Raw genomic sequence first — 26,747 nt, 5'->3', positions numbered from 1 at the left:
TGTTATAATAGATATACCTATTTTAGAAAGGTTCTAAATGATTTGCAACAAGCAATTTACCCTATTTTGTGAGATAAACAACAAAGTTTCCGCGAATGTTGACTATCTCGAAAGGAATTTATGATGGCAAAGAAAACAGACCTTAGAGTACAACGAACCAGAAAAATGATTATTCAAGCTTTTTTTAAACTTGTAGAAACGAAAGGCTACGAAGCGGTGACGATTCAAGATATTGCTGATGAAGCTATGATTAATCGTGCGACTTTTTATGCTCATTTTAAAGACAAACAGCATTTATATGATGCAATCTTCACCTTTACGCTTAGTGCTTTCACCGCTATTCTTGATTCGCAACAACTGGTTAATGGCAACCGTGTCCGCGTGAAGCACATTGAAGAACTTCTGACGCAGCTCTACATTAACATTCAAGAGAACAAATCTTTCTTCTTAACTATCATGGACAATAATTTCAACGAACACTTTCGAAAACGCTTAGCTGAAATTATCGAAGAAAAATATGCGACGATTTTTTCGCAGTTGCGTATTACCGAAAATGATATTGACGTACCGATAGATTTTGTTATTGAATACATGACCTCTATCTTCATCGGTACCCTTCATTGGTGGATTACTAGCGAGACGGATATGACACCCAACCACTTAGCCCAATTAGTTATCAAATTAGTCGGTAATGGGCATTTAACTGTCTTAGGCATCGAATTAGAAAAATAAAAACACCGGAGTAGACAATAATTTTGTCTGCTCCGGTGTTTCTGTTAAAGACGAATTAGTTTTTTGAACGCCATTTGATATTGTGGGCTGTATTTCTTGAAGAAGTGACTTTAACACCACTTTTGATGTTACCTTTTTTACGAGGAATTAAGTCAACTTTGACATCATACTTACCATCGCGTGCTAAATCGTAAACATTTTCAACCATTTCTGTAATTTTTTCTTTAAAGTTCATTCTTATCAACTCCAGACTATTCTTTCTTAATACTTTAGCATATTCTTATATAAATGAAAACTTTTCTAGCCTGTACATGAGGAAAATCTTACCTCATTTTTGTTATATAATTATACAAAAAAAGAACATCTCTCTACCAGAAATGTTCTGAAAACTGGGGTAGCTGGATTCGAACCAACGCATGACGGAGTCAAAGTCCGTTGCCTTACCGCTTGGCTATACCCCAAAAAGAAAATGGAGGAAAGTGGATTCGAACCACTGAACCCTAAGGAACGGATTTACAGTCCGTCGCGTTTAGCCACTTCGCTATTCCTCCAAAAAGTCATTGTCGCTGTAACGACCTGACTTAGTTATAATACAATCTTTTCCAGAAAAAAGCAACCCTTTTTTTAAAAAAATTGTTATTTATTTTTTATTCACTTAAATTCCATTGACGAATAATTGTTTCAAAGGCTTCGTCCAGATTTTTTGCTGTACCTTCTTGCTTACCATCAATTTCAATGATGAATTTTTTATCATTTTGCGGAATGACACGACCGATTTCTTTTTTACCAATAAATAATTTGTTCATTAAAACGTTCGCTCCATTGTATTGGGCTTTTTCTTCTTCAACACGTACTTCAATATCTTTATTCTTTTTTGACATCTCTATCCCTCCAAGAACTCTATGTTATCAGAATCTTTGAAACAAAACAAGCACTCGCTATTTCTCTGTCAGATTGTTCGTTTATCGTTTCAATGCAGCATTAAGGAGTAACGAAATGCGATTCGCTACTCCTTAAAGGCTGATTTCTATTCTTTTTCTGAACCTTCTGCTGCATGATAGTTCACGCTATTTGAGGTACCTTTTTTAGAAAAGTTTTCAATTAGCTCTTTCACGTCAAGGCCCGTTGTTTCTTTTAGTGTTTCTTGTGTACCAGCCAACAAGTTTGTTGCATAATTGGTAATACGGTTGGCGCCAGAATTTTCGCCACCTGCGCCTGTATCTACCACTGAAATCTTGTCGATGTTGCCCAATGGTTGTGCTGCTTCTTTCATTAATTGTGGCAACATTTCCATCACCATACTTAACACAGCTGCTTCACCATATTCTTTGAAGGCATCAGCAATCTTTTGTTTGGCTTCGGCTTCCGCTGCACCACGAGCTAAAATAGCTTCGGCTTGCGCTTGACCTGTTAAACGCGTTTTGTTGGCTTCCGCTTCGGCTAATGCTTCAACTTTGAAGCGTTCTGCTTCGGCTTCTGCCACTTCGCGTGCTTTTTGAGCAAGAGCTTCTTGTTCGCGTGCATAACGATCCGCATCGGCTTTTTTCTTCACTTCTGAGTCGTATTGTTTTTCACGACGCGTAATTTCTTTTTCTTCTAACTCAATTTGTTTTTGACGTTCAACGACTTTGACTTCCATTTCTTGTTCCACCACGTGTTGTTGTGCACGCGCGCTTTCCAAGTTATAGGCTTGGTCTGCTTTGGCTTTGGCAATGTCTTGTTCTTGTTTGTATAACGCTAATTTCAATTCTTTTTCTTTTGAAGCTTCTGCAATTTCTGTTTGACGTTGCAATTCCGCTTGTTGTGATTCTTTTTCTGCTTCCGCTTTTTTGATGCGAGTTTCTTTCAAGGCTTCTGCTTCTGCAATATCTGCATCACGTTTAACTTGAGCGATTCTTGGTTTCCCTAATGAATCCAAGTATCCATTTTTATCACGAACTTCTTTAATTGTGAACGACACAATAACTAAGCCCATTTTAGCTAAGTCAACACTGGCAACTTCTTGTACACTTTGGCTAAATTTATCACGATTTTGGTAAATTTCTTCCACTGTCATTGAACCTAAAATCGAACGTAAATGTCCTTCTAATACTTCACGTGCTTCATTTTCTAATTCTTCTGTTGTTTTTCCTAAAAATTGTTCCGCTGCTGTCGCAATTTCTTCAACTGACGAGCCAATTTTAATGATTGATGTCCCATCACACATCACAGGAACCCCTTGTTCTGTGTACACTTCTGGTGTAGAAACATCTAATTTACTTGAAAGCAAACTAATTCGATTTGAACGTTGGAACACTGGTAAGACAAACGCACCACCGCCACGAACGATTTTAATTTTGTTGCCACCTTCGTCTACATGAACATTTTTAGAGCCTAGATAGCTCCCGCTGATAATTAACGCTTCATCAGGTTTGGCTGTCTGATATTTAGAAACAAACACAATTAATAACATTAATAATACTAAAACTGCAATAATAATCGGTAACAAAATCCCCATTTTCTTCTCTCCTACTCTATATTTTTAGACTGCCTTCGTAAGGAATGACATAACAAACCCGTTCTTTCAATTCAATAATCAATACCTCACTACCTCTTGGCGCAGCCACTTCTTGTGGCACATAAAATGCTGCTGGTCGACTTAACGAACCTGTGACACTCTTCAATTGAATCTCGCCCATTCCCTGGACAGGAATTGGGGTAATCACAGTAGCAACACGACCCTCCATGTCTTTTTCCGAAATAGAAATTGTGGCCTCCGAATTTTTCAAAGGGACCAACACATAAAAATTTAGGAAGAAAACAATAATGGTTGAAAGAATACCACTGACAATTAAAATAAGCCAACTATTCACCGCTGTTAATTCTTCCCCAAGGTACCCAAACAGCGAGGTAAAAGCAATCCATGGAATAATCAGCATTGGGTCCACCGGTCCATCAAAATTAAAAACATCCCCAAAAATAATTAGTAAAAAAGCGAGGACCGCGCTCCCCACTAATGCATAAAAATAAACCGTTTCCAATGGTAGACCTTCTAACACTTTTCCCACACTCCTTTCTGTGCTATAACCTAGTAATAGTGTACCAATTTTTAAATAAAAAGAGTAGTAATTTCCAAATAAATCTCAAAAGATACATCTTAAGACCTATTTTTTCTTAATAAAAGAAGCAGCAATAAACGAGCAGTCCTAGAATTATCGAACTTCTACGGACTGCTCGTTTTTAAAATGTGCTATTCATTTGATTTTAACGCTTCAATCATATTGATTTTCTTCAATTTCCGATGCATAATGACCATCACAAACAACGTGAAACACATGGTGATGACTGCGGAATACAGATAACTTGGCCAATGAATAATTGGCGAAAACATAATTAAATCAACTTCAACGGTTGCTAAAATATATTGATGCAAAATTTTCCCAAAGAAGCAGCCAACAATAATACCAATGAACGTTAAAATAATGTTTTCACGGTAAACATAGGTGGTGACTTCACGATCGTAAAACCCTAAAACCTTAATCGTGGAAAGTTCTCGAATCCGTTCAGAAACATTAATGTTGGTTAAATTATATAACACAATTAACGCTAAAGAACCAGAAACAGCAATTAGTACCCAAATGACAATATCAAGGCTTTTCAGCATATCATCAAACGAACCTTTCATCGCAGTTAAAAACGTAATGTTCAACACTTTCGGCTGTTTTGTCAACGCCTCTCCGATTGAGGTTTCTTGTTTTGAGGATAACTTTTTGTCAAAAAGTAGGAATTCTGTATTATACTTCGGCTTCTGTTTCGTCATCGTCTGGTAGAGTTTCGGCGTCATATAGACAAAATGACCCGTGTAGTTCTCTGCAATCGCGGCAATTTTCACGTGATAGGTTTGATTATCACTATTTTCTAAATTTAATTGATCTCCGACTTTATAGCCGAATAATTTAGCTAATTTTTCATTAATGATTACACCGTCATCGTTGAGGGAATATTTTTCTCCAGTGACTCGATCATTAAATAACTGAAAATCAGCCATTTTCGAAGGATCTTGTGGCACATAAAGAGTAATATTTTGAGTTGGTGCACCTTGGCCCTTCGTTTTAAAGATTTCTGAATATAACGGAATTGTTTTATTCAAACCATCCAGTTTGCGCAACGTTTCTTGATACTCTTTTGTCTCTTCAGGTGTTGTTTGCTCTTTAAAAGTCACGACTGCTTGGTAATGCCAGATTTTATTAAATTGAATTGTAGCGACATCCACAATTGAATCGCGTAAACCAAAACCAACAATTAACAGCCCCATACAACCAGCTATTCCGATAACGGTCATCAGCATCCGTCGTTTATAGCGGAACAGATTTCTAGCGGTCACTTTTTGAATAAAGCTCATGCGTTGCCATAAAGGGCGGATTCGTTCTAGTAAAATCCGTTGGCCTGCTTTCGGCGCTTTGGGTCTTAGCAAGGTAGCTGGGGTACTTAATAAATCGATTCTTAATGTCACTAAGGCCGCTCCCACAGTACAAGCTAAGGCTACAATAATGCCCCATAAACTGTAATTTAAGTACCACGGTGTAACTAAATCAGGAATATTGTACATTTGACCGTAGGCATCAAAAATTATTTTAGGGAATAGATAATAGCCAACTGCCAATCCTAATAATGCACCCGTTAGGCTAGCAACCGTTGCATAGGTAATAAAAATCGAAGCAATTTCACGATTACGATAACCTAAAGCTTTCAAACTACCAATTTCCATTCTTTTTTCTTCCACCATACGTGTCATGGTAGTTAAGCTGACTAATGCCGCAATTAGGAAAAAGAACAACGGGAATAGCGTGGCTAAAGAAGAAATCCGATCAGCGTTATCTTGATATTCAGAAAATCCTGGATTGTCTTCCCTGGTAAAATAATAATACGTTGGGGCTTTCAAATTGGCTAGCTCTGTTTCTTTTTCAGCCAACAGTTGTTCCTGTTTAGCCAATTCGTCTTTTTGCTTTTCAAGCATCTCAGCTGGAATTCCTAGTTGTTGCTCCAACTGCGCAAGCGCTTGTTTTCCCGTTTCTAGCGCTTGTCGACCTTGGTTAATGTCCGGCTGAGCCGAATCACGTAGGGCGGCAACCTGTTCTTCTGGCCGATTTTTCAGTGCCTCTTTTACCTGATTCAAGGCCTGCTCTCTTTTCTTTTCATAATCAGAGGAATACGTATTTTGATGTTTTAATGAACGAAATAAGATTAGCAATTCTGGATACCGTTGACTGTCAAAGGCTTTTTCCGAAACCACGCCAAAAAAGTTTAACGTTCCAGACCCGACCGTTGTGGTTCCCCTGGATGTATTATCAATATATTCTGGTGAATTGATAAATCCAACAACAGTAAAATGAGTTTGTGTCAGCCCTTTTTCTTTAATCGCTGCATCGTTTAAAGTGATTTTATCACCCATTTTATAGTCATATCTAGTTTTCGCTAATGTATCTAATGCAATTTCATTTGTTTGTTTAGGTAACCGACCGTCAACTACTTGATAGTTAACCGATCCTGCTTGATTTTTTCGATAGCCAAACAATTTTACTGCATTATTTTGCGGCCCAATCGTGGCATCTATTGTATACCGCGGCACAACTGTTTCGACATCTTTTAAAGACTGTAGTGTTGTTAAATCTTTCTTTTCCAGTCCCATTGTAGAAATTATTCGCGCATCTGGAAGCTGCTCTTTCTGGTAATAATTATTCGCGGTTTTAATCATATCTGGGCCAGTAGCTTTCAAACCAACAAAGACCATTACACCAAGGAAAATAATCCCCATAATCGATAAAAACCGTGTAGTAGATTGTCTAATTTCACGTAAGCTTGTTTTAATTAGCGCTGTTTTCTTCATTTTAGGCACCTACCATTCAATTTCAGCAACCAATTTAGGCTGATCATTCACAGTCATTTCACGAACTTTCGCATCATTAATTCGAATTACCCGATCGGCCATTTCTGCAATGGCTGAATTATGGGTAATAATTAAGACGGTCGTTCCTGTTTCACGAGCAGTGTTTTGTAAAATGGTTAAAATTTGTTTCCCTGTTTCATAATCCAGCGCTCCTGTCGGTTCATCACATAAAAGTAACTTGGGCTTTTTAGCAATCGCACGGGCAATGGTTACTCGTTGTTGTTCACCACCAGAAAGTTGCGCTGGAAAATTATCTAAACGTTCCCCTAAACCCACCGATTGTAAAACATTGGTCGAATCCAACGCATCCGCAACGATTTGCGAAGCCAATTCGACATTTTCTTTTGCTGTTAAATTTGGGACTAAATTGTAAAATTGGAAAACAAACCCGACATCATTGCGTCGATAAGTGGTTAATTGTTTCTCTGAAAACTGAGCGATATCTGTGCCATCAATAATAATTTCCCCTTCATCACAGCTGTCCATTCCACCAAGAATATTTAAAACAGTTGATTTTCCAGCACCGCTGGGGCCTAAAATAACCGCTACTTCTCCTTTTTCCACTTCAAAAGAAATGCCGTCATTCGCAGTAATAGTTGTCTCTCCCATTTGGTAACGCTTGTATTCATTTTTGACTTCAATATAGGCCATCCACTATCCCTTCCCTTCTACATTAAAATAGTAACATATCTGAGAAAACAAGTCTTTCAAAGAAAAGCCTTTTTTGATTTTTTAGCAAATTTACGTATAATAGAAAAGATGGTCCACTTAAATTTGGACTATTGCAAGTATAAAATTAGAGGAGCACGTTATGGCAAACAGAAAGAAGAAACCACCATTTAATTCAACCATCATGCTGATTGGCGCATTAATCATTTTAATTTTAGGCGCGGTTGGCGTTAAAGTTCCTGATGCTTTACAAGATTTATTTAATGTTCAACCACAAACAACCACCCCCTCAAGCACACCAGCACCAAAAGGAGATAATCCTGGACCCATTGAAAATGGTAAAGCCACATTTTCAGCAGAGGAATTAAAGGATAGCTCAAACGGCTGGATTACTTATCATTCACTAGATCGTCTAAAACGAGCGACAGGCGCTGATGCGCTATTAAAACCCGCCATGGTCAATACAGGCACTTCCGCTAATAAAGATATTCGACCAGCTGGTTTCATTTCAGGAAAAGCTAATCATTCGCGTGGCCACCTAATCGGCCGTCAAATGGGAGGCAGTGGTGATGATCCACGTAACTTAACCACCTTGTATCAGAATCCTGTCAACACTCCTTATATGACGAAATATGAAAATCAGATTCGGGCAGCTCTTGATCGCGGCGAAACCGTTCGCTATCGCGTGACACCTGTATATAACGGAAACGATTTGTTGGCTGAAAAAATCATCTTAGAAGCCAAAAGCCTTAAAACAAATTCACCCATTGATTTTTCAGTAACTATTTTAAACAAACAATAAGGAGGAACTTTCATTGGATTTTGAACAGCTAAAAGAAACATTACCCGATGCAAAACCACAAACATTTTTGCAAGCAATCCTCTCTCAACCTCAAGAAGAGGATGCTGAATTAACTTTCAGTGAAGAAATTGATGAACAGTTTGTCGAAAATTGTAAATTTTTAGCCTCTCCGGAAACCATTTCCGAAACAGATGTGGAACATTGGCGCGAACAAGACTTTTTAGTTGTCGCCCAAAGTTTAGATGGCGATTATCTAGCAGGCACTCTGGAGCAAACCTTTGTGATTCCTAGCTCCCTTTACAAAGAGGATATTGAGCAATTTGACAAGCAATTAATCGATTTTTTTATTGCCTACGAGAACAAAGAAATCACTTCTGCGATTTTACCAAAAGAATTATAAAAAAAAGCTTGCGGATAAATTTCCGCAAGCTTTTTCTTGTGTCTTATGCTCGATAACGTTCAACGCCATCTAAATAAGTGGCTGCTAATTCCATGGTTGGTTCTAATACGATAAAGTCAGCATCGCGACCATTTGCAATCATGCCGCATTGATCATCAATTTTACAGCTGATCGCAGGAACTAATGAAGCCATCATAATTGCTTGTGCAGGTGTTGCAATACCCCAATCAACTACATTTTTAATTGCTTCTTTTAGTTTTAAAATACTACCTGCTAAGTTCCCAGTATCCAAACGAGCCGTTCCTTCTGCTACCACAACAGGAAATTCACCTAAATTGTAGTTGCCATCTGGCATACCGCCAGCCATCATGCAGTCTGTAATTAACGCAACGTGATCATGGCCCGCTTTTTCCATCAATACTTCAGCCGCTTGCGGATGTACATGGTGTCCATCACAAATTAATTCAGAGAAAACGTGTTGTAACGTTAACAATGCACCAACCATCCCTGGTTCACGGTGATTTAAGCCACGCATCCCATTATATGCATGAACAAAAACGCTAGCGCCTGCTTCAACTGCCACATCAGCTTCTTCTAAGGTCGCATTACTATGGCCTAAAGCAACAACGACACCTTCATCTGTAACGGTTTCAACAAATTCTTTCACACCATTACGTTCTGGAGCCAACGCAATTTTCTTAATAATTCCGCCTGAAGCTTCTTGCCATTCGTGGAATGTATCAAGGTCTGGATCTCCAAAATAACTTGGATTTTGTGCGCCTTTATGTTCTTCAGTAAAGAAAGGTCCTTCAAAGTAAATCCCTTGAATTTTTGCACCAGGTACTTCTTGGTAGACTTGACCAATCGTACGTGCAACGTCTGTTAAACGTTCTTTACTTGAAGTTAATGTTGTTGGTAAAAATGAAGTTACACCACAAGATAACAAGCCTTCAGACATCACTTTAATGCCTTCTGCATCGTTATCCATTACGTCATGATTCATGTAACCATGAATATGAGTATCCACTAAACCTGGGGCAATCCATTTGCCTTCCTCACGAATAATTTTTACGTCCCCTTGCGGTTCATCTTTTGTATAATTACCAAAGATACCATCCGTGATTTCTAAATAACCAGGTCCTTTAACATCGCTTTTTAAAAAGAACTTGTCTGCAAAGATAAATGTTTTCATCTTCATCCTTCTTTCTTTATTTTACTTACTTCAAAAGTACTCTTAATCAGTACAAAAGTCAAGAAATGGTGTAGACCTTTTAAGCAATTCTGAGGATTTTTTAAAGATTGCCACTTTCCACATTTTTCATTTGTTGTGCTAAGTTTAAATAACGTTCTGCTTCTTCGTGTTTATTCTTTCTCATTAAAACTAAATATTTTAGATTTAATAATTCACTTAAATAATAATAACTATTTTTTTTGCGGGCCCAAGTAATTCCTTGATCCACATAAATTTCGGCATCTTTTTCTGTATAATTTTTAAATAAGAAATCAGCATAATTAAAAAATATTTTCGTTAACTCTGCATTACTGCGTTCATTTGGCAATTGATTAAAATAATGAATACTCAAACTTAAAAATCGCTCTGCTTCTACTCGATTGCCCATGTAACCATAAGTGGCACCTAGACAACTAATTAATTGAATCTCTAAATCAGAAACATTTAACTTATCGGCTTTATAGGTGAAAGATAACCCTTTACGTAAGCTAGCAATAGCTTTTTCATAATCATTTAGAACAAACAATTCACAACTACCTAAATAATAATAATATTTTTGCCAGTCCGTATCTAAATACAATTGTTCTTCAATACGATTTTCCTTTAAATAATTTAATAATAATTGATATTTTTTATGGCGAAAATATTCAGCCATTTTTTCAAATGAATACGTAACAACGTGCACATCACCAGATTTATAACGCATAATCTGATCAACAGTCACACCTAAACGATCACAAAGTTGTTGCATTACGAGAACGTTTGGCAACTCTTCATTGTTTTCAATGCGACTTAAAACGCTTTGCGAACAGATGTCTTCTGATAACATTTTCTGTGTCAATTTTCTATTTTTTCTAATTTCTTTAATAACTGCACCTAAAGAATTCATCACAATAGCTCCTATTTATATCGGCCATTTTCCTTGCAAAATGGGGATTTTGTCAAAATATGCGAATTCGCATTATGCTTTTATTGTACTTTATTGCATAATATACTGCAAGAACATTATCTAAGGTTTTCTTAGAAAATAAATAGGTTCATTTTTATTAAAAAGGAGTGTTATTGTATGGCCGAAGAGAAAAAGGTTCACTTCATTTGGGAAAAAACAAATTATTCAGGCTTTGTGGAGAAGGAGTATGAAAATTCTTATCTCATCGTAGTAGCAAATCCTAGTCCTGATATGGAAGAAAAATATACCAACCGAATGATTATTAGTAAAAAAGCATGTGAAACCGCAGAATAGTATTGTTGATAAAACAAGAACTACCAAAAAATAGCTTCGTTAGAGGCTATTTTTTGGTAGTTCTTTTATTTTTGTTTGTAGGTACTTAAAAATTCACGCATTTTATCTGCTGTAGTTTTTAAGTCTTCCATCTTCGGTAAATAAACAATACGGAAGTGATCGGGTTGTTGCCAGTTGAACCCACCACCATGGACTAATAAAATATGATGTTTGTGTAAGAAATCTAAAACAAATTTTTCATCATCATAAATGTCAAATTTGGCCGTATCAATTTTCGGGAAAATATAGAAAGCTGCTTTAGGCTTCACGGCTGATAAACCAGGAATATCATTTATCGCATTGTAAATAAATTCTCGTTGTTCGTAAATTCTGCCACCTGGCAAAAGTAAATCATCGACACTTTGATAGCCACCTAATGCGGTTTGAATGATTTGTTGTGACAACACATTTGAGCATAACCGCATGGAAGCAAGCATATTTAGCCCTTCGATATACCCTTTTACTCGTGATTTATCTCCACTTAACACCATCCAACCGCATCGAAAGCCTGCCACTCGATGTGATTTTGACAAACCATTCAATGTTACGACAAATAAATCAGGTGCTAATGTAGCAATCGGTACATGAACCAAACCGTCCATGACCAAACGATCATAAATTTCATCGGAGTAAATAATTAAATCATTTTGACGTGCCACTTCGACAATTTCTAGTAATAACTCTTTCGGATATAAAGCACCAGTCGGATTATTTGGATTTATAATAACGATTGCTTTTGTATTCGAAGTTATTTTTGATTTTATATCATCAATGTCTGGATACCATTCTGCTTGCTCATCACAAATATAATGAACGGGTGTACCGCCCGCCAAAGAAACAGAAGCAGTCCATAAAGGATAGTCTGGCATTGGCACAAGTACTTCATCGCCGTTATTTAACAAGCCTTGCATACACATGGTAATTAATTCACTCACGCCATTACCAGTGTAAATATCATTAATCGTTACATTAGGAAATTTTTTTAATTGGCAATATTGTTCAATCGCTTTTCTTGCAGAAAAAATACCTTTTGAATCGGAATAACCTTCTGAATCGCGAACATTCACAATCATGTCGCGCACAATTTCATTTGGGGCATCAAAACCAAATGGCGCTGGATTCCCTGTATTTAATTTCAAAATACGTATGCCCTCTTCTTGCATGCGTTCTGCTTCTTCTAAAACAGGACCACGGACATCGTAACTTACGTTATTTAATTTATCGGATTTTTTAAAATTTCTCACACGGACTCCCTCGCTTCACAAATTTATACTCTAAAGTTACGCCAACTATAATGAAAAAGCAATAATAAATATCAGAATTTAATAAAAAATTGATGGTTTTTCCGTAATAAACAAGAGCGTGGGACAAAAATCACTTTGGATTTTTGCGCCACGCTCAAAAACTGATAAACGGCTGGAACAGAAGCAACTCCTTCTTATTTCTCGGAGTTAAACACTTCTGTCCCGACCTCTTGTTATACTAGTTGATGCAGATGATGGGACTCGAACCCACACGGACATCTGTCCACATGACCCTCAATCATGCTTGTCTGCCAATTCCAACACATCTGCATTTTAAGAGCACTTATTTATCCTAAAATAATTACTGGTCTTTGTCAAGATAACAAAGACCAGAATCGTTAGATTTGTTCTTTTTTCGCTTGCCAGGACAAACGCCCATGACATTTTCCGCAGACATATCGTGTCGTATCAATTCGTCGTTTTCTGAGGATGACTTCTCCACAAGACTGACATTGGTACTGATGGAAAACTGCTTTTTTCCGTTCTACTAGAGGCGGTGCATAACGGGCACCGCCAGTCTTAGCCAATAACTCTTTAAAGTCCTTATCTTTATGCTGATAGCCTTTGCCAGCTAAATGTAAATGATAGTGACATAACTCATGCTTAATGACTTTTTCCAGTTCCTCTTGTCCATACTTTAAAAAGACAGTTGGATTAAAATCCAGGTGATGCGAAGCTAAATGATAGCGACCGCCCGTAGTTTTTAACCGCCGATTAAATGTAGCTTGATGCAGAAAAGGTTTCTGAAAAAATACGATTGAAATTTTTTCCACTAGCGTTTGAAGCGCTTGATCTGTCATCAAGACTGGTTGAGACTCTTTCATTGTTACTCTTTTCTATCAGCCCGAGGCAACATGGTTAAACTAATACGCCCCTTTTTCAAGTCAACATCTTCTACCCAAACTGTGACTACATCACCCACCGCAACAACATCCGTTGGGTGCTTAACAAATTTAGGACTTAACTTAGAAATGTGGACTAAGCCATCTTGCTTCACACCAATATCGACAAACGCACCAAAGTCAATTACGTTTCGAACAGTCCCTTGCATTTCCATTCCTGGTTTCAAATCTTCCATCGTCAACACGTCTTTACGTAAAAGTGGCGCTGACATCTCATCGCGCATATCACGACCTGGTTGGATTAAACTAGCAATAATATCTGTGAGTGTTTCTGAACCTACTTCTAACTCAGTAGCTAATTGATTCACTGGTAACTGTTTCAATTTTTCGATAGCTTCTGCTGTCCCTAATTCTTTAGAAGCAATCTCTGCTTTTTCTAAAATTGCTTGTGCTACTGGATAACTTTCTGGGTGAATGCCAGTGTTATCTAACACATTTTTGCCATTAGGAATTCGTAAAAAGCCAATTGCTTGTTCAAATGCTTTTGGTCCTAAACGAGGTACTTTTTTGACTTGATTTCGTGCTGTAAAGACACCATTTTCATCACGATAAGTGACTAAGTTTTGCGCCGTTGTTTTATTTAAGCCAGAAATATGTTGTAAAAGTTGAGCACTCGCTGTATTCACATCAACACCAACTTGGTTTACCGCAGTTTCTACAACAAAATCCAATTGCTCGGCAAGACGTTTTTGCGATACGTCATGCTGATATTGACCAACCCCGACTGCTTTGGGATCAATTTTTACTAATTCTGCCAACGGATCTTGTAAACGACGTGCAATGCTGACCGCACTTCGTTCTTCGACTTGTAAATCAGGAAACTCTTTACGAGCCACTTCACTCGCAGAGTAAACGGAAGCCCCTGCTTCATTAACAATCACGTAAAAGACGTCACGCTTCACCGCTTTTAATTGCTCTGCCACAAACAATTCAGATTCACGACTTGCCGTTCCGTTTCCAATAGCTACCATATCCACTTGATAGTCTTCAATGATTTTTTTAAAGGCTGGACCAGCGGCTTCACGTTTCGCAGCAGTCGCTGGTTTATGTGGATAAATCACTTGAATTGCTAAAACTTTACCCGTTTCATCGACAACTGCTAATTTACAGCCTGTCCGATAAGCCGGGTCAAATCCTAGAACAACTTTTCCTTTAAGTGGTGACTGTAATAATAAATTACGTAAATTTTCACCGAAAATTGCAATCGCTTGTTCATCAGCTTTTTCTGTTAATTCATTGCGGATCTCCCGTTCAATCGCTGGTCCAATAAATCGTTTATAGCTATCTAAATAAGCAGCCTCAATGTATGGAGCAGCAAAACTTGTTGCTTGTTTGCCGATTAGTTGACGTTGGAAATAATCATTAATTTTTGTTTCATCAGCGACAAGTGAAACCTTTAAAATGTCTTCTTTTTCACCACGATTCGTTGCTAAGACACGGTGCGGCACCATTTTGCTAACTGGTTCTGCAAAATCGTAATACATTTCATAGGTCCGCTTTTCGTCTTTTTCTTCATCCTTAACTACGCTAACGTATTGCGCATGTTTAACCATATAATCACGTAACCATGTTCGGTATTTTGGTTCATCGCTAATACGTTCTGCTAAAATTTCATGAGCACCTTGCAAGGCTATCTCGGCGGTTGCAACTTCTTTTTCTTCATTAATAAAAGTAGCCGCTTTGGCTAAGATATCCGCGTTTTCAGGTAAAGAGAGCAACCAATCTGCTAATGGTTCCAACCCTTTTTCTTTCGCGATAGTCGCTTTAGTCCGACGTTTTTGTTTATATGGTCGATACAAATCTTCCACTTGTTGCATTTTTACTGCTTTTTGAATATCTGTTTTGAGTTCTTTTGTTAGTTTTCCTTGCTCTTCAATTAAACGGAGAACTTCTTCTTTCCGCTTTTTCAAGTTTTGTAGATAATGATAACGTTCTTCTATTTCACGGATTTGGACTTCATCTAAACTTCCAGTCATTTCTTTCCGGTAACGGGCAATAAAAGGAACTGTATTTCCTTCATTTAATAAAGTTAAAACCGTTGTTATTTGTTTTGAACGATACGTTGTCAATTCTTTTTGAAGTAGCGCTACTACTTCTTCGTTATAAGCTTCTGCCATTAACTAGATACCTCTTTTCTTATGCATACTTATCTATTTTAGCATATTTTTGCTTCTAAATATAGAAGTGAGGTAACTGATTCGTGCGATTAAGGAATCAAAATTCTGGTTGCCACGCAGGGGTGCGTTTTTGATATTCGATATCTTGGACAATGCCTTTTTCATTAAAAATCACACCATGCACAGAGCCGCCAAAAATAGCACCACCATCTATCCCAATTTTTCCATCACTTTGCCAAAGGTCCGTGGTCTGCATATCACCATGTAACATCGGAGTAATGGTATGCCCAAAAACAATGGTCTTGCCTGTATTATTTTTCCCTTGATGAAAGGGTTCGCGAATCCACAAAAAATCCTTAGGTGCCGTTTGCCGCCAATCTTCCATCGTTAAATCAACCCCAGCATGCACAAATAAGTAATGCTTCCATTCAAAATAAAGCGGTCGTTTTGTTAAAAAATCAATTAACTCTGGATAGCGACTACGGATCATTAAGGCCATTTCTGTTGGTGAGTATTCTGCAGTAGCTCCTGGATGCAAGAGACTTTCAATTGTTTCCTTGCCACCATTGCGAACATATCCTACAAACCAGTCCTCTGGATTTTGAAGAAACTGCAAAAAATATTCTTCATGATTGCCTCGTAAATAAACAGCGCCGTGTTGCTCGACAAGTTCTTTTCCTTTGAGAAAACAGGCTTTAGAATGCGGACCACGGTCGTTTAAATCACCAATTAAAACTAGCTGATGCTCGACTGGGTCATAGTCTGTGAGTAAGGCATCAAACAAATCTGCTTGTCCATGAATATCACTGATTACATAAACATATGGTTTCATAAATAAGCCCTCCTAACTTGCTTATATTAAGTATACGCTAAATTTTAAAATATTCTCGTAAAATGTTTGGAAATAAAAAAGCTCTTAAAAGTTTACTTTTCAATAAACTTTTAAGAGAGTCAGCTTATTCTGTTAATATCTACGATCTACACCTGCAGATTTACTCTTGTCATAAATACTATCAAACGCTAAAATTCCTAAAGTCAGATAACTAACAGAAATAATAATAAATAATAGATATTCTCCACTAGAAATTGCTTCACCTTGAATCAAGGTTTGACTAATTTTGATTCCTTTAGTAATAGGTAGTAATTGACCTATTTTTTGAAGCCAATTAGGTAATAATCCCAGAGGAAAAATCGCACCTGATAAAATCATTATTCCATATGAAATAATCGACTCAAAAGAAGCTGTTTTAGTAAACTTTAACGTTAGGCCACACAAAAGCATCGTAAACCCAAGAATTCCGAGACTTGCAATAAAAAAAATAGGAACCAAGAGCATATGGAAGCCTAAAGTTAAATTTAAAATCACTTTTAAAATAATAAGTGCTACAAGAACTTTCACTAAATTAACGACACCCCAAATACTCGAACGAATTAAAATTAGTTTTTTCAAACCGATTGGTTGAATCATTAATTGTTCCAAAACACCCATTTGTTTTTCACTAGAAGTTGAAACTGAGGCTTCGCCAATTAAACTACTTAATAAAAACCAATAGACAAATCCAATATAAAAAGAGCTTTCCGACGTGTTTCCGCTCATTAATCCCATACCAATAAAAATAAAAATCGTAATCACTGTACTCACAATTTGGTCAGGGTAATACATTTTAATTTCAAGTAAATATTTACGAAGTTCACCAACGAATGCTTGTAGAATTTTCATGATAAACCTCCCTTAAAATTTCTTCAATGTTTTTCTTACGTTTTTCAAATCTATTAATTTGGTACCCTTGTTTGATTAAATTTTGTAGTTCTAGCTGTGCTGTTTCCTCTCCTTCAAGAATTATTTCTTTTGAGGGTTCTCCTAAAAAATTAAAAACTATTTCATACATATCAGATTCAAATTGTTTTATAAAGGTCGAATAGCTACCATAATATAATTGCTTACCGTTATTTAACAACAAGACTCGATCTGACAAGGTTTCTAAAACATCCGCTTGATGGGAGGTTAAGACAATTGTTTTTTGCTCTTGGTGCGCTAATTCTTCAATAATTGCCATAATTTCTTTATTTGACTGAAAATCTAAACCTAAGGTTGGTTCATCTAAAAATAAAATATCTGTTTCTTTAACTAACGCACAAATAATGGCTAATTTTTGTTGCATACCTCGTGAATAAGCTCCTGCCGGTTTGTGAATAGCTTGTTGCAACTGAAAGCGTTGGACCCATTGATGAACTTTTTGTTTTTCCTTCTTGTATGATTTTCCAGATAAACTTAGAAAATAACGAATATTTTCTATCCCAGATAAAAAAGGGTAGATATTGTCTACTGATTCCAAAACTGCTCCCATTTTGCTATATAGCTGAGCAGAATTATTTTTTTTAATTCCAGCATATTTTACTTCCCCCTTGGTCGCATAGATCATTCCCAACAGAATTTTAATCAAGGTTGATTTACCTGCGCCATTCTTACCAAGAATCACAAAAATTTCTCCTTTATTAATTGCAAAAGATAAATCTTCAAAAATGAGTTCTTGTCCAAATTTTTTAGTGAGGTTCTGACATTTAATCACTTCTTCCATTAAGATACATCCTTTCTGAAAATTCATGTACTAGAGGGATAGAATTACTCTCAAATGAATTTTTGGGGCATTTAAACGTTTTACTGAATCTCTTATAATAGCAACCCCCATCACAAACAGGTAAAAACTTACATTCTATACAGTCCTCTAAAGATTCATTTTTATTAATCTCTTGCGAACGGATAAAATCAAACATGAATTCACCATATTCTCTTACATGTACTTGTTGAAATTGTTTTAAACCTACTGCTTCTATACATGAATAAAGATAACCATTTGCTCCAATAATAAAATTATTTTTTTGAAACATGCTACATCCTAAAAATATATCTCTATAAAATGGTTCGTATGTATATCCCTCTTCCAGTGCTATTTTGTGTACTTCGTACCAATGAGTATCTTCTTTTAAAGTATATTCATACTGTTCATCTTTAGTATCTATGACATCACTAAATATAAGTGGATAGGTAATATTTTGTACTTTTAATTGTTGAATTAATTCAGGAATAGAATCTACATTTTCAGCATTTAGATTACAATTAATTTGAATGTTAATATCTGGATATTTTTCATTTAATAATGCTATGTTCTCCAAAATTTTATCAAAGCTACCACTTCCGTGTTTCGAAACACGAAAATTATCATGTATTAACCTCGGACCATCTAATGTAATCATAAGCTCTTTCAGACCTAAATCGTACAATCTTTGGTATTTTCTCCCCATTATAGTACCGTTAGTAACCATATTGAAATGAGTTCGCTCCCTAGGTACACTCAAAGTTTTCATAATATTTTCAATTGATTTTGAATGAAGCATGGGTTCCCCTCCGATAAAACAAATATCCACTTGTTCTGGTTGGATGTCGTTTACAGAAACATTTATAAAATTAACAACCTCGTTAACTGTAACTTCTGTCATTACTTCTTTCTCTGGAATAACATTCTGATAACAATAACTACACTTTAAATTACAATCATAATTTAAATGAACGACATATCGTGCAACTTTGTCTGAAAATAAATATGAATTTCTTACAGGATTCAACAGTTCTTCTTTGTCAGATTTACATGTTTTATTCATATAAAACTGATGTTCTAATTCTGGATACATGGAGTCTCTATTTTCGTTATCAATGAGCATATGTTGTTTTGTTAACATATTGTAAAGCGCAGTCTGACTTTTATTTATCCTAGTTTTTACAACATACTTACTAAGTCTTTCCAATTTATTCATCCCTCTCCAACACAGCTTTATATTCATCCCTTATATTATTGTATATTGATATTTTACTTTCATTAAATTCTTGACAAATATCTTTATTGCTAAGCATAGTTTTGAAAAAGCCAAACGTTACTTGCAATGAAGGAAACATACCAAATAAAAAAAGTAATTCCTCAGGGTAATCATATATTTGCTTGCAGTCATTATATTTTTTTACAAAAAAATTTTTATTGTTTTTCAGTTTTAATGTAGAACTATTTCTGATAAATAGATTAAAGTTTTCAAAATGATATTCATCAGTTTCAAAAGTCATTTCTATACATATATTTTTATATAAATTATATGTTTTACAAATTTTATTCAATTCTTTCAAATCATTGATATTTTCAATTTTTATGAAATAATTATTTTCAAAAAAGCGAGAATTGTATATGTACTCCAAATAATTTTCTTCTTTATATTTTTTTTGAACTAATATACCATTTGCAACTAGCTTCTCCACTAATTCCAAATCATATTTCACCCAATCATCAATTCTATTCCATAGTTGATAAGGAACTTCAAAAACAGTGAGAGAAAAATAATTTATTATTCTTACAGCTTCTTTTCCTCTTTCTACAAATATATAATTAGATTTTTTCAACATGAGAAGCCCTCATTTCTATTATAGACAAAGTGTCATAAATATTATCACAACTTAATTCATCGCTATAACGTAACACTTCATTACCTTCTTTAGGTATAACAAATAAAGAAAAATTTTCTTTTCTAAAAAATTTTATTTTCTCCTCCAAACCACCAATTTCTTTGACATTTCCCCTCAAATCAACATCTCCAGTTACTAAAAATGTAAAATCGCTATTTATTAGCTTCATTTTGGTGTGATACTTCTGATAATATAATATTGCCATAAAAATCCCAAGAGACGCCGAAGGTCCATCTTTAAATATATCATTATTAGTAAAATGGATATGAAAGTCTTTTATTTCATTTAAACCAAACTTCTGTTTATTATTTTTAAGCAATGTTTTCGCTATAAATACTGAATCTTTTATTTGCGAACCTACTAACCCTGTAATTACAGTAGTATCTGACTGGGCAATCTGAATTTCAAAATATTCTACAAATCCATCTTCAGAAATTGCAGGAACATAAAACATTTTTAATTCCTCCTTTTAAAAAAACTCACTATAAAATAAAGATTTTATAGTGAGTTTTTTGATTAAATGTGTATATTTACTTGACGTTGAGTTTTTGCGCAGCAAGAATATACTTTCGAAAGATTACTTACCTCTTTCTTGACTTTACTTTTTGTGTTTTCCATCACTTTCTTTTCTACCATCGAAATTTCTGACATTTTTTTCATTACCCAATCCTCCTAAAAAAATATATTTTAATTAGGTTAAATACCTAATTATTCAATGTATAAACAATCCACCATTCATTTCCCATAATAAATCTCCTTTCTTTGTAACATAATACACAAGAATGATTTAATTAAAAATGACTTTTTTGTCCTTGACTATAAACACAATTTAAGGCATAATTATTTTTTTGTCTTTCTCCCATTCATCTAATATTTTTTCTTTTAATAGATAATCACTTAATAACTCAGCTATATTTATTGCAGTCAAGTATTTATTATCAGCTTTGCCCAAATTTTTGTTAACAACTACTTCATATTTTCCTTCTAACATTTCCCATATTGCCCAGTTATTTAACCAGTGAGCCTGCTTTCTTATTTGCTTAGAAAATTTAATTATATTGTATAAATCCTCATATCTTTTTTTTCTAAAACAAATACTAGCAACGGAAGTGAAAACTCCATCCAAAATAACAAGCTCTAAATCATACAAGTAATTGATACTACAGATTAATTTTTTTAATATTTTACTAAATTCACCTTCATTCCATCCGTAACTATGGAGCATCTCAAAATATATCTTTGAAAGTAATAATTCGTTGATACCATAAACTTCAGGTTCTATTAATCTTTTAAAATTATTTTTCAAAAGATTTTCCATGTAGTCTACATTTTTAGTTACTACAGTACTTATTATTGAACTTTCTAATTCAATAGTTAGTTGTTCTTCTAACGGAAGATCAAAAAAATACTTTTCATATATTAACTCTAAAATCCCTTCTTTATATTCTAACCTTTCCAAGCTACCTATCACAGGGTACGTTTTAAAAACTTTATGTTTTAATTTTAAATAGTCTCTAGGCAGTTCACTTTTTTGTTCAATCAAATTTACTACAGCCACATTTAATTGCTTCGCTATAAAGTTTAGTACACTAATCGTAGTGTTTGCGTTTTCATTTTCTATTCTAGTTAATTGCCTGACAGAAAGTTTACTTTCATCTTCACAGAGGGATTCTCTAGATAATCCTTTTTTACACCTCAACATCTGGATATTTTTACCAATATCTAGCACCATAATATTCACCCTTTTTTCTCATCGTAATATAACTTTATTCAAATGTAAAGGAAAAATAAACCCAGCAAGCCACGAAATATTCATGACTTACTGGGTTGTCTCTTTTATTTTTTCTTCTTACCGCCAAACGCATCTTTCATTTTATCAAAGAAGCCTTCTTCTTGTTGTTCAGTTACATTCTGTCCGCCAGCTTTTGCAAAAGCTCGTAGGGCATCCTTTTGTTCTTCATTAAGATTTTTTGGTGTTATTAATTTCACTTTCACGTGTTGATCACCATTGCCCCCACCACGTAAACGTGGCGCACCTTTGCCTCTTAAGCGGAAGTTTGTGCCAGTTTGTGTTCCAGCCGGAATTTTTAATTTCACGTCACCATGAACAGTTGGTACAGTTACTTCGTCCCCTAGAGCCGCTTGGGCGAAACTTACTGGTAAATCATAGTAGATTTCTGCGCCATCTCGATCGAAAATATCACTATCTTCAACACGAAAGACTACATATAAATCACCATATGGTCCACCATTGGTACCCGCTTCTCCTTGGTTAGCTAAGCGCATTTGTTGGCCGTCTTCTACTCCAGCAGGCACATTTACTTTGACAGTATGTGCTTTTTTCTCATGACCTGTGCCATGACAAGTTGGACATGGTTCTTTAATTTCTTTCCCTGTGCCATGACACACATCACAAGTTTGACGACTCATCATACGACCTAATGGCGTTTGACGTTCAACATTGATTGTTCCAGAGCCATGACATTTATGACAAGTTTCTGGGTGTGTGCCTGGTTTGGCGCCATTACCGCCACAGGTTGCACAAGTATCTTCTCGATTGTACTTAATCTCTTTTTCGACACCGAAAATAGCTTCTTCAAATTTCAATTGAATTGTATATTGTAAATCGGCGCCTTGTCTTGGTGCATTTGGATCAACAGAACGGCCACCGCCGCCGCCAAAGAATGAATCGAAAATATCTTCGAATCCACCAAAACCACTACTGCTAAATCCGCCGCCACCGAAACCGCCAAAGCCACCAGCGCCGCCACCGTAATTAGGATCAGTTCCTGCATGGCCATATTGGTCATAGGCCGCTTTTTTCTGTGGATCACTTAATACTTCATACGCTTCAGAAACTTCTTTAAATTTTTCTTCCGCATCGGCTTCTTTGTTAATATCTGGATGGTACTTTTTGGAAAGTTTGCGGTATGCTTTTTTAATTTCATCATCTGAAGCACCTTTTGCTAATCCTAGCACTTCATAATAATCTCGTTTCGTCGCCATTGACTTCCCTCCAACTTTCTTCAAACTTTACAATGTGTTTAGAACCAGCCAAATTCATCGATTGCTTTCGGTCTCTCTGGTTGGATTATCTGTCACACCTTGAATCAGTGTTACTAGCTGTGAATAGGTATTTTCAGCTTGTTTAACATCGTTGTAATCATACCACAGTTCTTTCAAAACCTAAATAGTTTCTTGCTAACTTGATTGTGGTTGATTTTCTCACAAAAGACAAGGGACTGGGACATTAGTCATTGTACTAATGATCCAGTCCCTAAAATCAATTGTTATTGATTATTTGTCATCACCATTTACTTCTTCAAAATCAGCATCAACAACATCATCAGCGCCACCTTGGGCAGCTTCAGGATTTTCTTGTGCTTGTTGTTGCGCAGCTTGTTCGTAAAGTTTTACTGTTAAGTTTTGGACGATTTCATTTAATGAATCACGTTTTGCTTTCATTTGTTCGATATCGTTTGCTTCGATGGCTGCTTTTAATTCATCACGCGCATCTTCTGCTTTTTTCACTTCTTCAGCGTCTACTTTGCCTTCTAATTCTTTCAATGTTTTATCAACAGTGAATAATAAAGCATCTGCATCGTTACGTAAGTCAACTTCTTCTTTACGTTGTTTATCTGCTTCAGCGTTTGCTTCAGCATCTTTCACCATACGTTCGATTTCATCATCAGATAAACCTGAAGAAGATTTAATCGTGATTGTTTGTTCTTTTTGAGTGCCTAAGTCTTTCGCACGAACATTTACAATCCCGTTTTTATCAATGTCAAAGCTTACTTCAATTTGTGGCACACCACGAGGAGCCGCAGGAATATCTGTTAATTGGAAACGACCTAATGTTTTATTATCAGCGGCCATTGGACGTTCACCTTGTAAAACATGAATATCAACAGCTGGTTGATTGTCAGCAGCAGTTGAGAAGACTTGTGATTTACTTGTTGGAATCGTAGTGTTACGATCAATTAATTTTGTAAATACGCCACCCATTGTTTCAATCCCTAATGACAACGGTGTTACGTCTAATAAGACAACGTCTTTAACATCACCAGTGATTACGCCACCTTGGATTGCAGCACCCATTGCTACTACTTCGTCAGGGTTAACTGATTTGTTTGGTTCTTTGTTTGTTTCTTTGCGAACAGCTTCAACTACAGCTGGAATACGTGTCGAACCACCAACTAGGATAACTTCGTCGATTTCAGAAGGATTTAATCCAGCATCTTTTAAGGCTTGACGTACTGGTACTTTTGTACGTTCAACTAAATCACTTGTTAATTCATCAAATTTTGCACGAGTTAAGTTCATTTCTAAGTGCAATGGTCCTGCTTCGCCAGCAGTAATAAATGGCAAGCTGATTTGTGTGCTTGTTACACCTGATAAGTCTTTTTTCGCTTTTTCAGCAGCATCTTTCAAACGTTGTAACGCCATTTTATCGTTAGCTAAGTCAATGCCATTTTCTTTTTTAAATTCTGCAACCATGTAGTCAATGATCTTATTATCAAAGTCATCCCCACCTAGGTTGTTATCACCTGCTGTTGATAATACATCGAAAACGCCATCGCCTAATTCAAGGATTGACACGTCGAATGTACCACCACCAAGGTCAAAGACAAGAATTTTTTCATCTTTGTCTGTTTTATCTAAACCATAAGCTAAAGCTGCTGCTGTTGGTTCGTTAACGATCCGTTCTACTTCTAAACCAGCAATTTTACCAGCATCTTTTGTTGCTTGACGTTGTGCATCGTTGAAATATGCTGGAACTGTAATAACTGCTTTTTCAACTTTTTCACCTAAATAGTCTTCAGCAAAACCTTTTAAATATTGTAAGATCATTGCAGAAACTTCTTGTGGTGTATATGATTTTCCTTCAACATCAACTTTGTAGCCAGCTTCACCCATGTGACGTTTAATAGATGAAATCGTGTTAGGATTTGTAACAGCTTGACGTTTTGCTACTTCGCCCACTTGAATTTCACCGTTTTTGAATGAAACGACCGAAGGAGTTGTGCGGTTACCTTCTGGGTTTGCAATAATTTTTGCTTCGCCGCCTTCTAGCACTGCGACAGCTGAGTTTGTTGTTCCTAAGTCAATACCAATAATTTTACTCATAGTGAATATCTCCAATCTGTATTAGTTTTCTATAATAATATATTTTTAATTAACGTTTGTTATTGTGCAACAATGACCATTGATGGTCGTAACACACGATCTTGTAATTTGTACCCTTTTTGTAGAACTTCAACAATAGTATCTGCTGGGGTTTCTTCAGAAGCAGGGACTGTTTGAACGGCTTGATGTAAATTTGGATCAAAGGTTTCACCCATTGCTGGGATTTCTTCAATTCCTTCTTCTTTTAAAGCCACAGTAATACTTTCTAGCACCATCGAAATACCTTTTTTCAAGCTTTCGCCTTGTTCATCTGATACTTCAATGGCCATTGCTCGTTCTAAATTATCAATAGATGGTAAAATCTTTTTACCTAAATCTTGTGAGCGGTAACGAACTAATAATTCTCGTTCGTTTTTATTTCGATTGCTCATATTAGCAATTTCGGCTCTTGCCCGCAAGAACTTGTCTTCCATTTCGGAAAGCTCTGCTTTAAGATTTTCAATCTCTGTTGCTTCAACTTCTACTTCAGAAACGCCAGCAGCATCAACAGCTTCCATTTCTTCTTGTAATTCTTCTTGCTTCTCTTCTTTTTTACTCACTTCAGCAACTTCCTTTCTCTTTATGCATCTACTTCTTATCCTAACAAGGTTTGCTTAATTACCTAAAAAACGGTAATAGTCACCTAGTTGTGAAGCTAGCTCATGTCGAAACGTGTCTACCAAACCGAATATTTTTGAATACGGCATACTGGTTGGTCCTAGCAGGGCAATTGTTCCTTTGCCATGTCCTGATACTTCATACGTAGCAGTGATCATGCTCATATCTTCTAAGAGATTGTTGCCAATTTCTGAGCCGATACGAAAAACAATTGGATTTTCTGTTGTTGCAGAACCATTTAATAAATGCGTCAGCTCATCAGAATTTTGCATAAAGGAATAGACAGATTTCAATTGTTCAATATCTTGTTTGATGCCAAAATCTAACAAATTCATGCGACCACCGACAAAGACTTTTTCTTCAAAGGCATGTCCTAACATCTCATCGAATAAGTTCATCATTCCTTCTGGCGTTTGGAAATAGCGATGTAAAATCATCGGAATCTCCGTCCGCAAACGATGATAAACGGTCAACAAAGGTTGTCCAACCAACTTATCATTGATGATTTGTGTCATTTTTTCAAGATCTTGGCTAGAAACAGCGGCAGGAATGGCAAATACTTGGTTTTCAACATTGCCTTTATCTGTCACTATAATAGCAAGGACTTGCCGATCATTCAAAGGAACCATTCGAAAGCCGGTTAATTTCCGTTCTTTCACTTCAGGTCCTAATGAAAAAGCAGTATAACTTGTCAATTCTGATAGAATTTCAGCTGATTGTCGAATAATATCATTAATCTCATGAAATTCTTTTCCAAAAGATTGACGGATCCTTCTAAGTTCGTTCTCTTCTACTTGTGTTGGTTGTAAAAGATGATCCACGTAGTAACGATAACCAGCCATTGAGGGGATTCGCCCTGAAGAAGAATGGGTCTTAGCTAATAAGCCGTATTCTTCTAATGCTTTCATATCATTACGAATTGTGGCAGAACTAGAGGCAATGCCATCCTCCATCAATTTCTTAGAACCGACAGGTAAGCCCGTGTTCGTGTAATTTTGGATGATAAGTCTCAAGATATTTTGTTGTCTTTCTGTAATCATCGTTATTACCACCCTTCATTAGCACTCTTAACATCTAAGTGCTAACTACAT

General features: G+C 36.0%; 28 protein-coding genes and 3 tRNA genes. 4 read left to right on the top strand and 27 right to left on the bottom strand.

Going from position 1 to position 26,747, the window contains the following annotated elements:
- Nucleotides 1–120 precede the first annotated feature (120 nt).
- Nucleotides 121–732, top strand: coding sequence for a TetR/AcrR family transcriptional regulator (locus IGM13_RS06120; RefSeq protein ID WP_002419800.1), 612 nt, complete (start codon nt 121–123; stop codon nt 730–732).
- Nucleotides 733–787: 55 nt separating this feature from the next.
- Here IGM13_RS06120 and IGM13_RS06115 read toward each other — a convergent pair whose 3' ends face one another.
- From IGM13_RS06115 to IGM13_RS06080, 8 genes are all read right to left on the bottom strand, one after another.
- The gene (locus IGM13_RS06115) at nt 788–967 is read right to left on the bottom strand and encodes a hypothetical protein (RefSeq protein WP_002357804.1); all 180 of its coding nucleotides are present in this window, start codon (nt 965–967) and stop codon (nt 788–790) included.
- A gap of 154 nt (nt 968–1,121) precedes the next feature.
- A tRNA-Gln gene (locus IGM13_RS06110) sits at nt 1,122–1,193 on the bottom strand.
- A 9-nt stretch (nt 1,194–1,202) separates the two neighbouring features.
- Nucleotides 1,203–1,283: transfer RNA gene (locus tag IGM13_RS06105), tRNA-Tyr, on the bottom strand.
- Between the two features lie 96 nt (nt 1,284–1,379).
- Nucleotides 1,380–1,613 (bottom strand): DUF2969 domain-containing protein, encoded by a 234-nt coding sequence (locus IGM13_RS06100; protein WP_002357806.1) that lies wholly within the window; start codon nt 1,611–1,613, stop codon nt 1,380–1,382.
- 146 nt (nt 1,614–1,759) lie between these two features.
- Nucleotides 1,760–3,229, bottom strand: a complete 1,470-nt coding sequence (locus tag IGM13_RS06095) for a flotillin family protein (RefSeq protein WP_002365565.1) — start codon at nt 3,227–3,229, stop codon at nt 1,760–1,762.
- A 16-nt stretch (nt 3,230–3,245) separates the two neighbouring features.
- Nucleotides 3,246–3,779, bottom strand: coding sequence for a hypothetical protein (locus IGM13_RS06090; RefSeq protein ID WP_002369505.1), 534 nt, complete (start codon nt 3,777–3,779; stop codon nt 3,246–3,248).
- Between the two features lie 182 nt (nt 3,780–3,961).
- Nucleotides 3,962–6,598, bottom strand: coding sequence for an FtsX-like permease family protein (locus IGM13_RS06085; protein ID WP_010816470.1), 2,637 nt, complete (start codon nt 6,596–6,598; stop codon nt 3,962–3,964).
- Nucleotides 6,599–6,607: 9 nt separating this feature from the next.
- The gene (locus IGM13_RS06080) at nt 6,608–7,309 is read right to left on the bottom strand and encodes an ABC transporter ATP-binding protein (protein ID WP_002363831.1); all 702 of its coding nucleotides are present in this window, start codon (nt 7,307–7,309) and stop codon (nt 6,608–6,610) included.
- 160 nt (nt 7,310–7,469) lie between these two features.
- Here IGM13_RS06080 and IGM13_RS06075 point away from each other — a divergent pair, with 160 nt between their 5' ends.
- Both IGM13_RS06075 and IGM13_RS06070 read left to right on the top strand, forming a co-directional pair.
- On the top strand, nt 7,470–8,129 hold the full coding sequence (locus IGM13_RS06075) for a DNA/RNA non-specific endonuclease (RefSeq protein WP_002363828.1): 660 nt from the start codon (nt 7,470–7,472) through the stop codon (nt 8,127–8,129).
- Between the two features lie 13 nt (nt 8,130–8,142).
- Nucleotides 8,143–8,529 carry a hypothetical protein gene (locus IGM13_RS06070; RefSeq protein WP_002419803.1) on the top strand — a complete coding sequence of 129 codons (387 nt, stop codon included), beginning with the start codon at nt 8,143–8,145 and terminating at the stop codon, nt 8,527–8,529.
- Between the two features lie 43 nt (nt 8,530–8,572).
- Here the strand turns inward: IGM13_RS06070 and nagA are convergent, their stop codons facing one another.
- Nucleotides 8,573–9,721, bottom strand: a complete 1,149-nt coding sequence (nagA, locus tag IGM13_RS06065; RefSeq protein WP_002357814.1) for an N-acetylglucosamine-6-phosphate deacetylase — start codon at nt 9,719–9,721, stop codon at nt 8,573–8,575.
- 100 nt (nt 9,722–9,821) lie between these two features.
- Nucleotides 9,822–10,649, bottom strand: coding sequence for a helix-turn-helix domain-containing protein (locus tag IGM13_RS06060; RefSeq protein WP_002381942.1), 828 nt, complete (start codon nt 10,647–10,649; stop codon nt 9,822–9,824).
- 177 nt (nt 10,650–10,826) lie between these two features.
- Here IGM13_RS06060 and IGM13_RS06055 point away from each other — a divergent pair, with 177 nt between their 5' ends.
- Nucleotides 10,827–11,003 carry a hypothetical protein gene (locus tag IGM13_RS06055; protein ID WP_002357816.1) on the top strand — a complete coding sequence of 59 codons (177 nt, stop codon included), beginning with the start codon at nt 10,827–10,829 and terminating at the stop codon, nt 11,001–11,003.
- 65 nt (nt 11,004–11,068) lie between these two features.
- Here IGM13_RS06055 and IGM13_RS06050 read toward each other — a convergent pair whose 3' ends face one another.
- The 17 genes from IGM13_RS06050 to hrcA all read right to left on the bottom strand — a co-directional run bounded on the left by IGM13_RS06050 (nt 11,069) and on the right by hrcA (nt 26,696).
- Complete coding sequence (locus tag IGM13_RS06050; RefSeq protein WP_002357817.1) at nt 11,069–12,286, bottom strand: pyridoxal phosphate-dependent aminotransferase; 1,218 nt, start codon at nt 12,284–12,286, stop codon at nt 11,069–11,071.
- A 246-nt stretch (nt 12,287–12,532) separates the two neighbouring features.
- Nucleotides 12,533–12,616 (bottom strand) — tRNA-Leu (locus IGM13_RS06045).
- A 68-nt stretch (nt 12,617–12,684) separates the two neighbouring features.
- Nucleotides 12,685–13,146 (bottom strand): SprT family protein, encoded by a 462-nt coding sequence (locus IGM13_RS06040; RefSeq protein WP_002365561.1) that lies wholly within the window; start codon nt 13,144–13,146, stop codon nt 12,685–12,687.
- A gap of 26 nt (nt 13,147–13,172) precedes the next feature.
- Entirely contained in the window at nt 13,173–15,365 is a 2,193-nt protein-coding gene (locus tag IGM13_RS06035; RefSeq protein ID WP_002381943.1) for a Tex family protein, read from the bottom strand.
- Between the two features lie 97 nt (nt 15,366–15,462).
- On the bottom strand, nt 15,463–16,197 hold the full coding sequence (locus tag IGM13_RS06030; RefSeq protein ID WP_002419804.1) for a metallophosphoesterase family protein: 735 nt from the start codon (nt 16,195–16,197) through the stop codon (nt 15,463–15,465).
- Between the two features lie 132 nt (nt 16,198–16,329).
- Nucleotides 16,330–17,085: an ABC transporter permease gene (locus IGM13_RS06025; protein WP_002419805.1), complete on the bottom strand. Its 756-nt coding sequence runs from the start codon at nt 17,083–17,085 to the stop codon at nt 16,330–16,332.
- A complete protein-coding gene (locus IGM13_RS06020; RefSeq protein WP_010775790.1) occupies nt 17,057–17,944 on the bottom strand; it encodes an ABC transporter ATP-binding protein in 888 nt (295 codons plus the stop codon). The genes IGM13_RS06025 and IGM13_RS06020 overlap by 29 nt, the downstream gene beginning before the upstream one ends.
- On the bottom strand, nt 17,928–19,178 hold the full coding sequence (locus IGM13_RS06015) for a radical SAM/SPASM domain-containing protein (RefSeq protein ID WP_002406332.1): 1,251 nt from the start codon (nt 19,176–19,178) through the stop codon (nt 17,928–17,930). Before IGM13_RS06015 ends, IGM13_RS06020 begins: the two co-directional genes overlap by 17 nt.
- Nucleotides 19,171–19,812: a hypothetical protein gene (locus IGM13_RS06010; RefSeq protein WP_002419806.1), complete on the bottom strand. Its 642-nt coding sequence runs from the start codon at nt 19,810–19,812 to the stop codon at nt 19,171–19,173. Before IGM13_RS06010 ends, IGM13_RS06015 begins: the two co-directional genes overlap by 8 nt.
- Nucleotides 19,796–20,326 (bottom strand): S16 family serine protease, encoded by a 531-nt coding sequence (locus IGM13_RS06005; RefSeq protein WP_002419807.1) that lies wholly within the window; start codon nt 20,324–20,326, stop codon nt 19,796–19,798. The genes IGM13_RS06010 and IGM13_RS06005 overlap by 17 nt, the downstream gene beginning before the upstream one ends.
- Before the next feature lie 62 nt (nt 20,327–20,388).
- Nucleotides 20,389–20,532: a hypothetical protein gene (locus IGM13_RS06000; protein ID WP_002384628.1), complete on the bottom strand. Its 144-nt coding sequence runs from the start codon at nt 20,530–20,532 to the stop codon at nt 20,389–20,391.
- Between the two features lie 169 nt (nt 20,533–20,701).
- Nucleotides 20,702–21,604 carry a helix-turn-helix domain-containing protein gene (locus IGM13_RS05995; protein ID WP_002419808.1) on the bottom strand — a complete coding sequence of 301 codons (903 nt, stop codon included), beginning with the start codon at nt 21,602–21,604 and terminating at the stop codon, nt 20,702–20,704.
- A 104-nt stretch (nt 21,605–21,708) separates the two neighbouring features.
- Nucleotides 21,709–22,878 (bottom strand): molecular chaperone DnaJ, encoded by a 1,170-nt coding sequence (dnaJ, locus tag IGM13_RS05990; RefSeq protein WP_048945235.1) that lies wholly within the window; start codon nt 22,876–22,878, stop codon nt 21,709–21,711.
- A gap of 54 nt (nt 22,879–22,932) precedes the next feature.
- Nucleotides 22,933–23,055: a hypothetical protein gene (locus IGM13_RS05985; protein ID WP_002357824.1), complete on the bottom strand. Its 123-nt coding sequence runs from the start codon at nt 23,053–23,055 to the stop codon at nt 22,933–22,935.
- 114 nt (nt 23,056–23,169) lie between these two features.
- Nucleotides 23,170–24,999 carry a molecular chaperone DnaK gene (dnaK, locus tag IGM13_RS05980; protein ID WP_002357825.1) on the bottom strand — a complete coding sequence of 610 codons (1,830 nt, stop codon included), beginning with the start codon at nt 24,997–24,999 and terminating at the stop codon, nt 23,170–23,172.
- A 59-nt stretch (nt 25,000–25,058) separates the two neighbouring features.
- On the bottom strand, nt 25,059–25,598 hold the full coding sequence (grpE, locus tag IGM13_RS05975) for a nucleotide exchange factor GrpE (RefSeq protein WP_002357827.1): 540 nt from the start codon (nt 25,596–25,598) through the stop codon (nt 25,059–25,061).
- 54 nt (nt 25,599–25,652) lie between these two features.
- Nucleotides 25,653–26,696, bottom strand: coding sequence for a heat-inducible transcriptional repressor HrcA (gene hrcA / locus IGM13_RS05970; protein ID WP_002357828.1), 1,044 nt, complete (start codon nt 26,694–26,696; stop codon nt 25,653–25,655).
- Nucleotides 26,697–26,747 lie beyond the last annotated feature (51 nt).

The organism is Enterococcus sp. DIV0561 (genome assembly GCF_050539875.1).
In the GTDB taxonomy this organism is placed as follows: domain Bacteria; phylum Bacillota; class Bacilli; order Lactobacillales; family Enterococcaceae; genus Enterococcus; species Enterococcus faecalis.
The sequence above is the reverse complement of the archived record's forward strand: the minus strand, read 5'-3'. Positions and strand labels throughout refer to the sequence as shown.

Bases quoted from the DNA above. Each gene is read 5' to 3' on its own strand.
- IGM13_RS06060 (WP_002381942.1), bottom strand. From the start codon at position 10,649: ATGAATTCTTTAGGTGCAGTTATTAAAGAAATTAGAAAAAATAGAAAA.
- dnaJ (WP_048945235.1), bottom strand. From the start codon at position 22,878: ATGGCGACGAAACGAGATTATTATGAAGTGCTAGGATTAGCAAAAGGT.
- nagA (WP_002357814.1), bottom strand. From the start codon at position 9,721: ATGAAAACATTTATCTTTGCAGACAAGTTCTTTTTAAAAAGCGATGTT.
- IGM13_RS06010 (WP_002419806.1), bottom strand. From the start codon at position 19,812: ATGTTGAAAAAATCTAATTATATATTTGTAGAAAGAGGAAAAGAAGCT.
- IGM13_RS06035 (WP_002381943.1), bottom strand. From the start codon at position 15,365: ATGGCAGAAGCTTATAACGAAGAAGTAGTAGCGCTACTTCAAAAAGAA.
- IGM13_RS06100 (WP_002357806.1), bottom strand. From the start codon at position 1,613: ATGTCAAAAAAGAATAAAGATATTGAAGTACGTGTTGAAGAAGAAAAA.
- IGM13_RS06030 (WP_002419804.1), bottom strand. From the start codon at position 16,197: ATGAAACCATATGTTTATGTAATCAGTGATATTCATGGACAAGCAGAT.
- IGM13_RS06075 (WP_002363828.1), top strand. From the start codon at position 7,470: ATGGCAAACAGAAAGAAGAAACCACCATTTAATTCAACCATCATGCTG.
- IGM13_RS06025 (WP_002419805.1), bottom strand. From the start codon at position 17,085: ATGAAAATTCTACAAGCATTCGTTGGTGAACTTCGTAAATATTTACTT.
- IGM13_RS06005 (WP_002419807.1), bottom strand. From the start codon at position 20,326: ATGTTTTATGTTCCTGCAATTTCTGAAGATGGATTTGTAGAATATTTT.
- IGM13_RS06040 (WP_002365561.1), bottom strand. From the start codon at position 13,146: ATGACAGATCAAGCGCTTCAAACGCTAGTGGAAAAAATTTCAATCGTA.
- IGM13_RS06080 (WP_002363831.1), bottom strand. From the start codon at position 7,309: ATGGCCTATATTGAAGTCAAAAATGAATACAAGCGTTACCAAATGGGA.
- IGM13_RS06095 (WP_002365565.1), bottom strand. From the start codon at position 3,229: ATGGGGATTTTGTTACCGATTATTATTGCAGTTTTAGTATTATTAATG.
- IGM13_RS06055 (WP_002357816.1), top strand. From the start codon at position 10,827: ATGGCCGAAGAGAAAAAGGTTCACTTCATTTGGGAAAAAACAAATTAT.
- IGM13_RS06115 (WP_002357804.1), bottom strand. From the start codon at position 967: ATGAACTTTAAAGAAAAAATTACAGAAATGGTTGAAAATGTTTACGAT.
- IGM13_RS06085 (WP_010816470.1), bottom strand. From the start codon at position 6,598: ATGAAGAAAACAGCGCTAATTAAAACAAGCTTACGTGAAATTAGACAA.
- IGM13_RS06120 (WP_002419800.1), top strand. From the start codon at position 121: ATGATGGCAAAGAAAACAGACCTTAGAGTACAACGAACCAGAAAAATG.
- dnaK (WP_002357825.1), bottom strand. From the start codon at position 24,999: ATGAGTAAAATTATTGGTATTGACTTAGGAACAACAAACTCAGCTGTC.
- IGM13_RS05995 (WP_002419808.1), bottom strand. From the start codon at position 21,604: ATGGTGCTAGATATTGGTAAAAATATCCAGATGTTGAGGTGTAAAAAA.
- IGM13_RS06015 (WP_002406332.1), bottom strand. From the start codon at position 19,178: ATGAATAAATTGGAAAGACTTAGTAAGTATGTTGTAAAAACTAGGATA.
- IGM13_RS06020 (WP_010775790.1), bottom strand. From the start codon at position 17,944: ATGGAAGAAGTGATTAAATGTCAGAACCTCACTAAAAAATTTGGACAA.
- IGM13_RS06000 (WP_002384628.1), bottom strand. From the start codon at position 20,532: ATGAAAAAAATGTCAGAAATTTCGATGGTAGAAAAGAAAGTGATGGAA.
- hrcA (WP_002357828.1), bottom strand. From the start codon at position 26,696: ATGATTACAGAAAGACAACAAAATATCTTGAGACTTATCATCCAAAAT.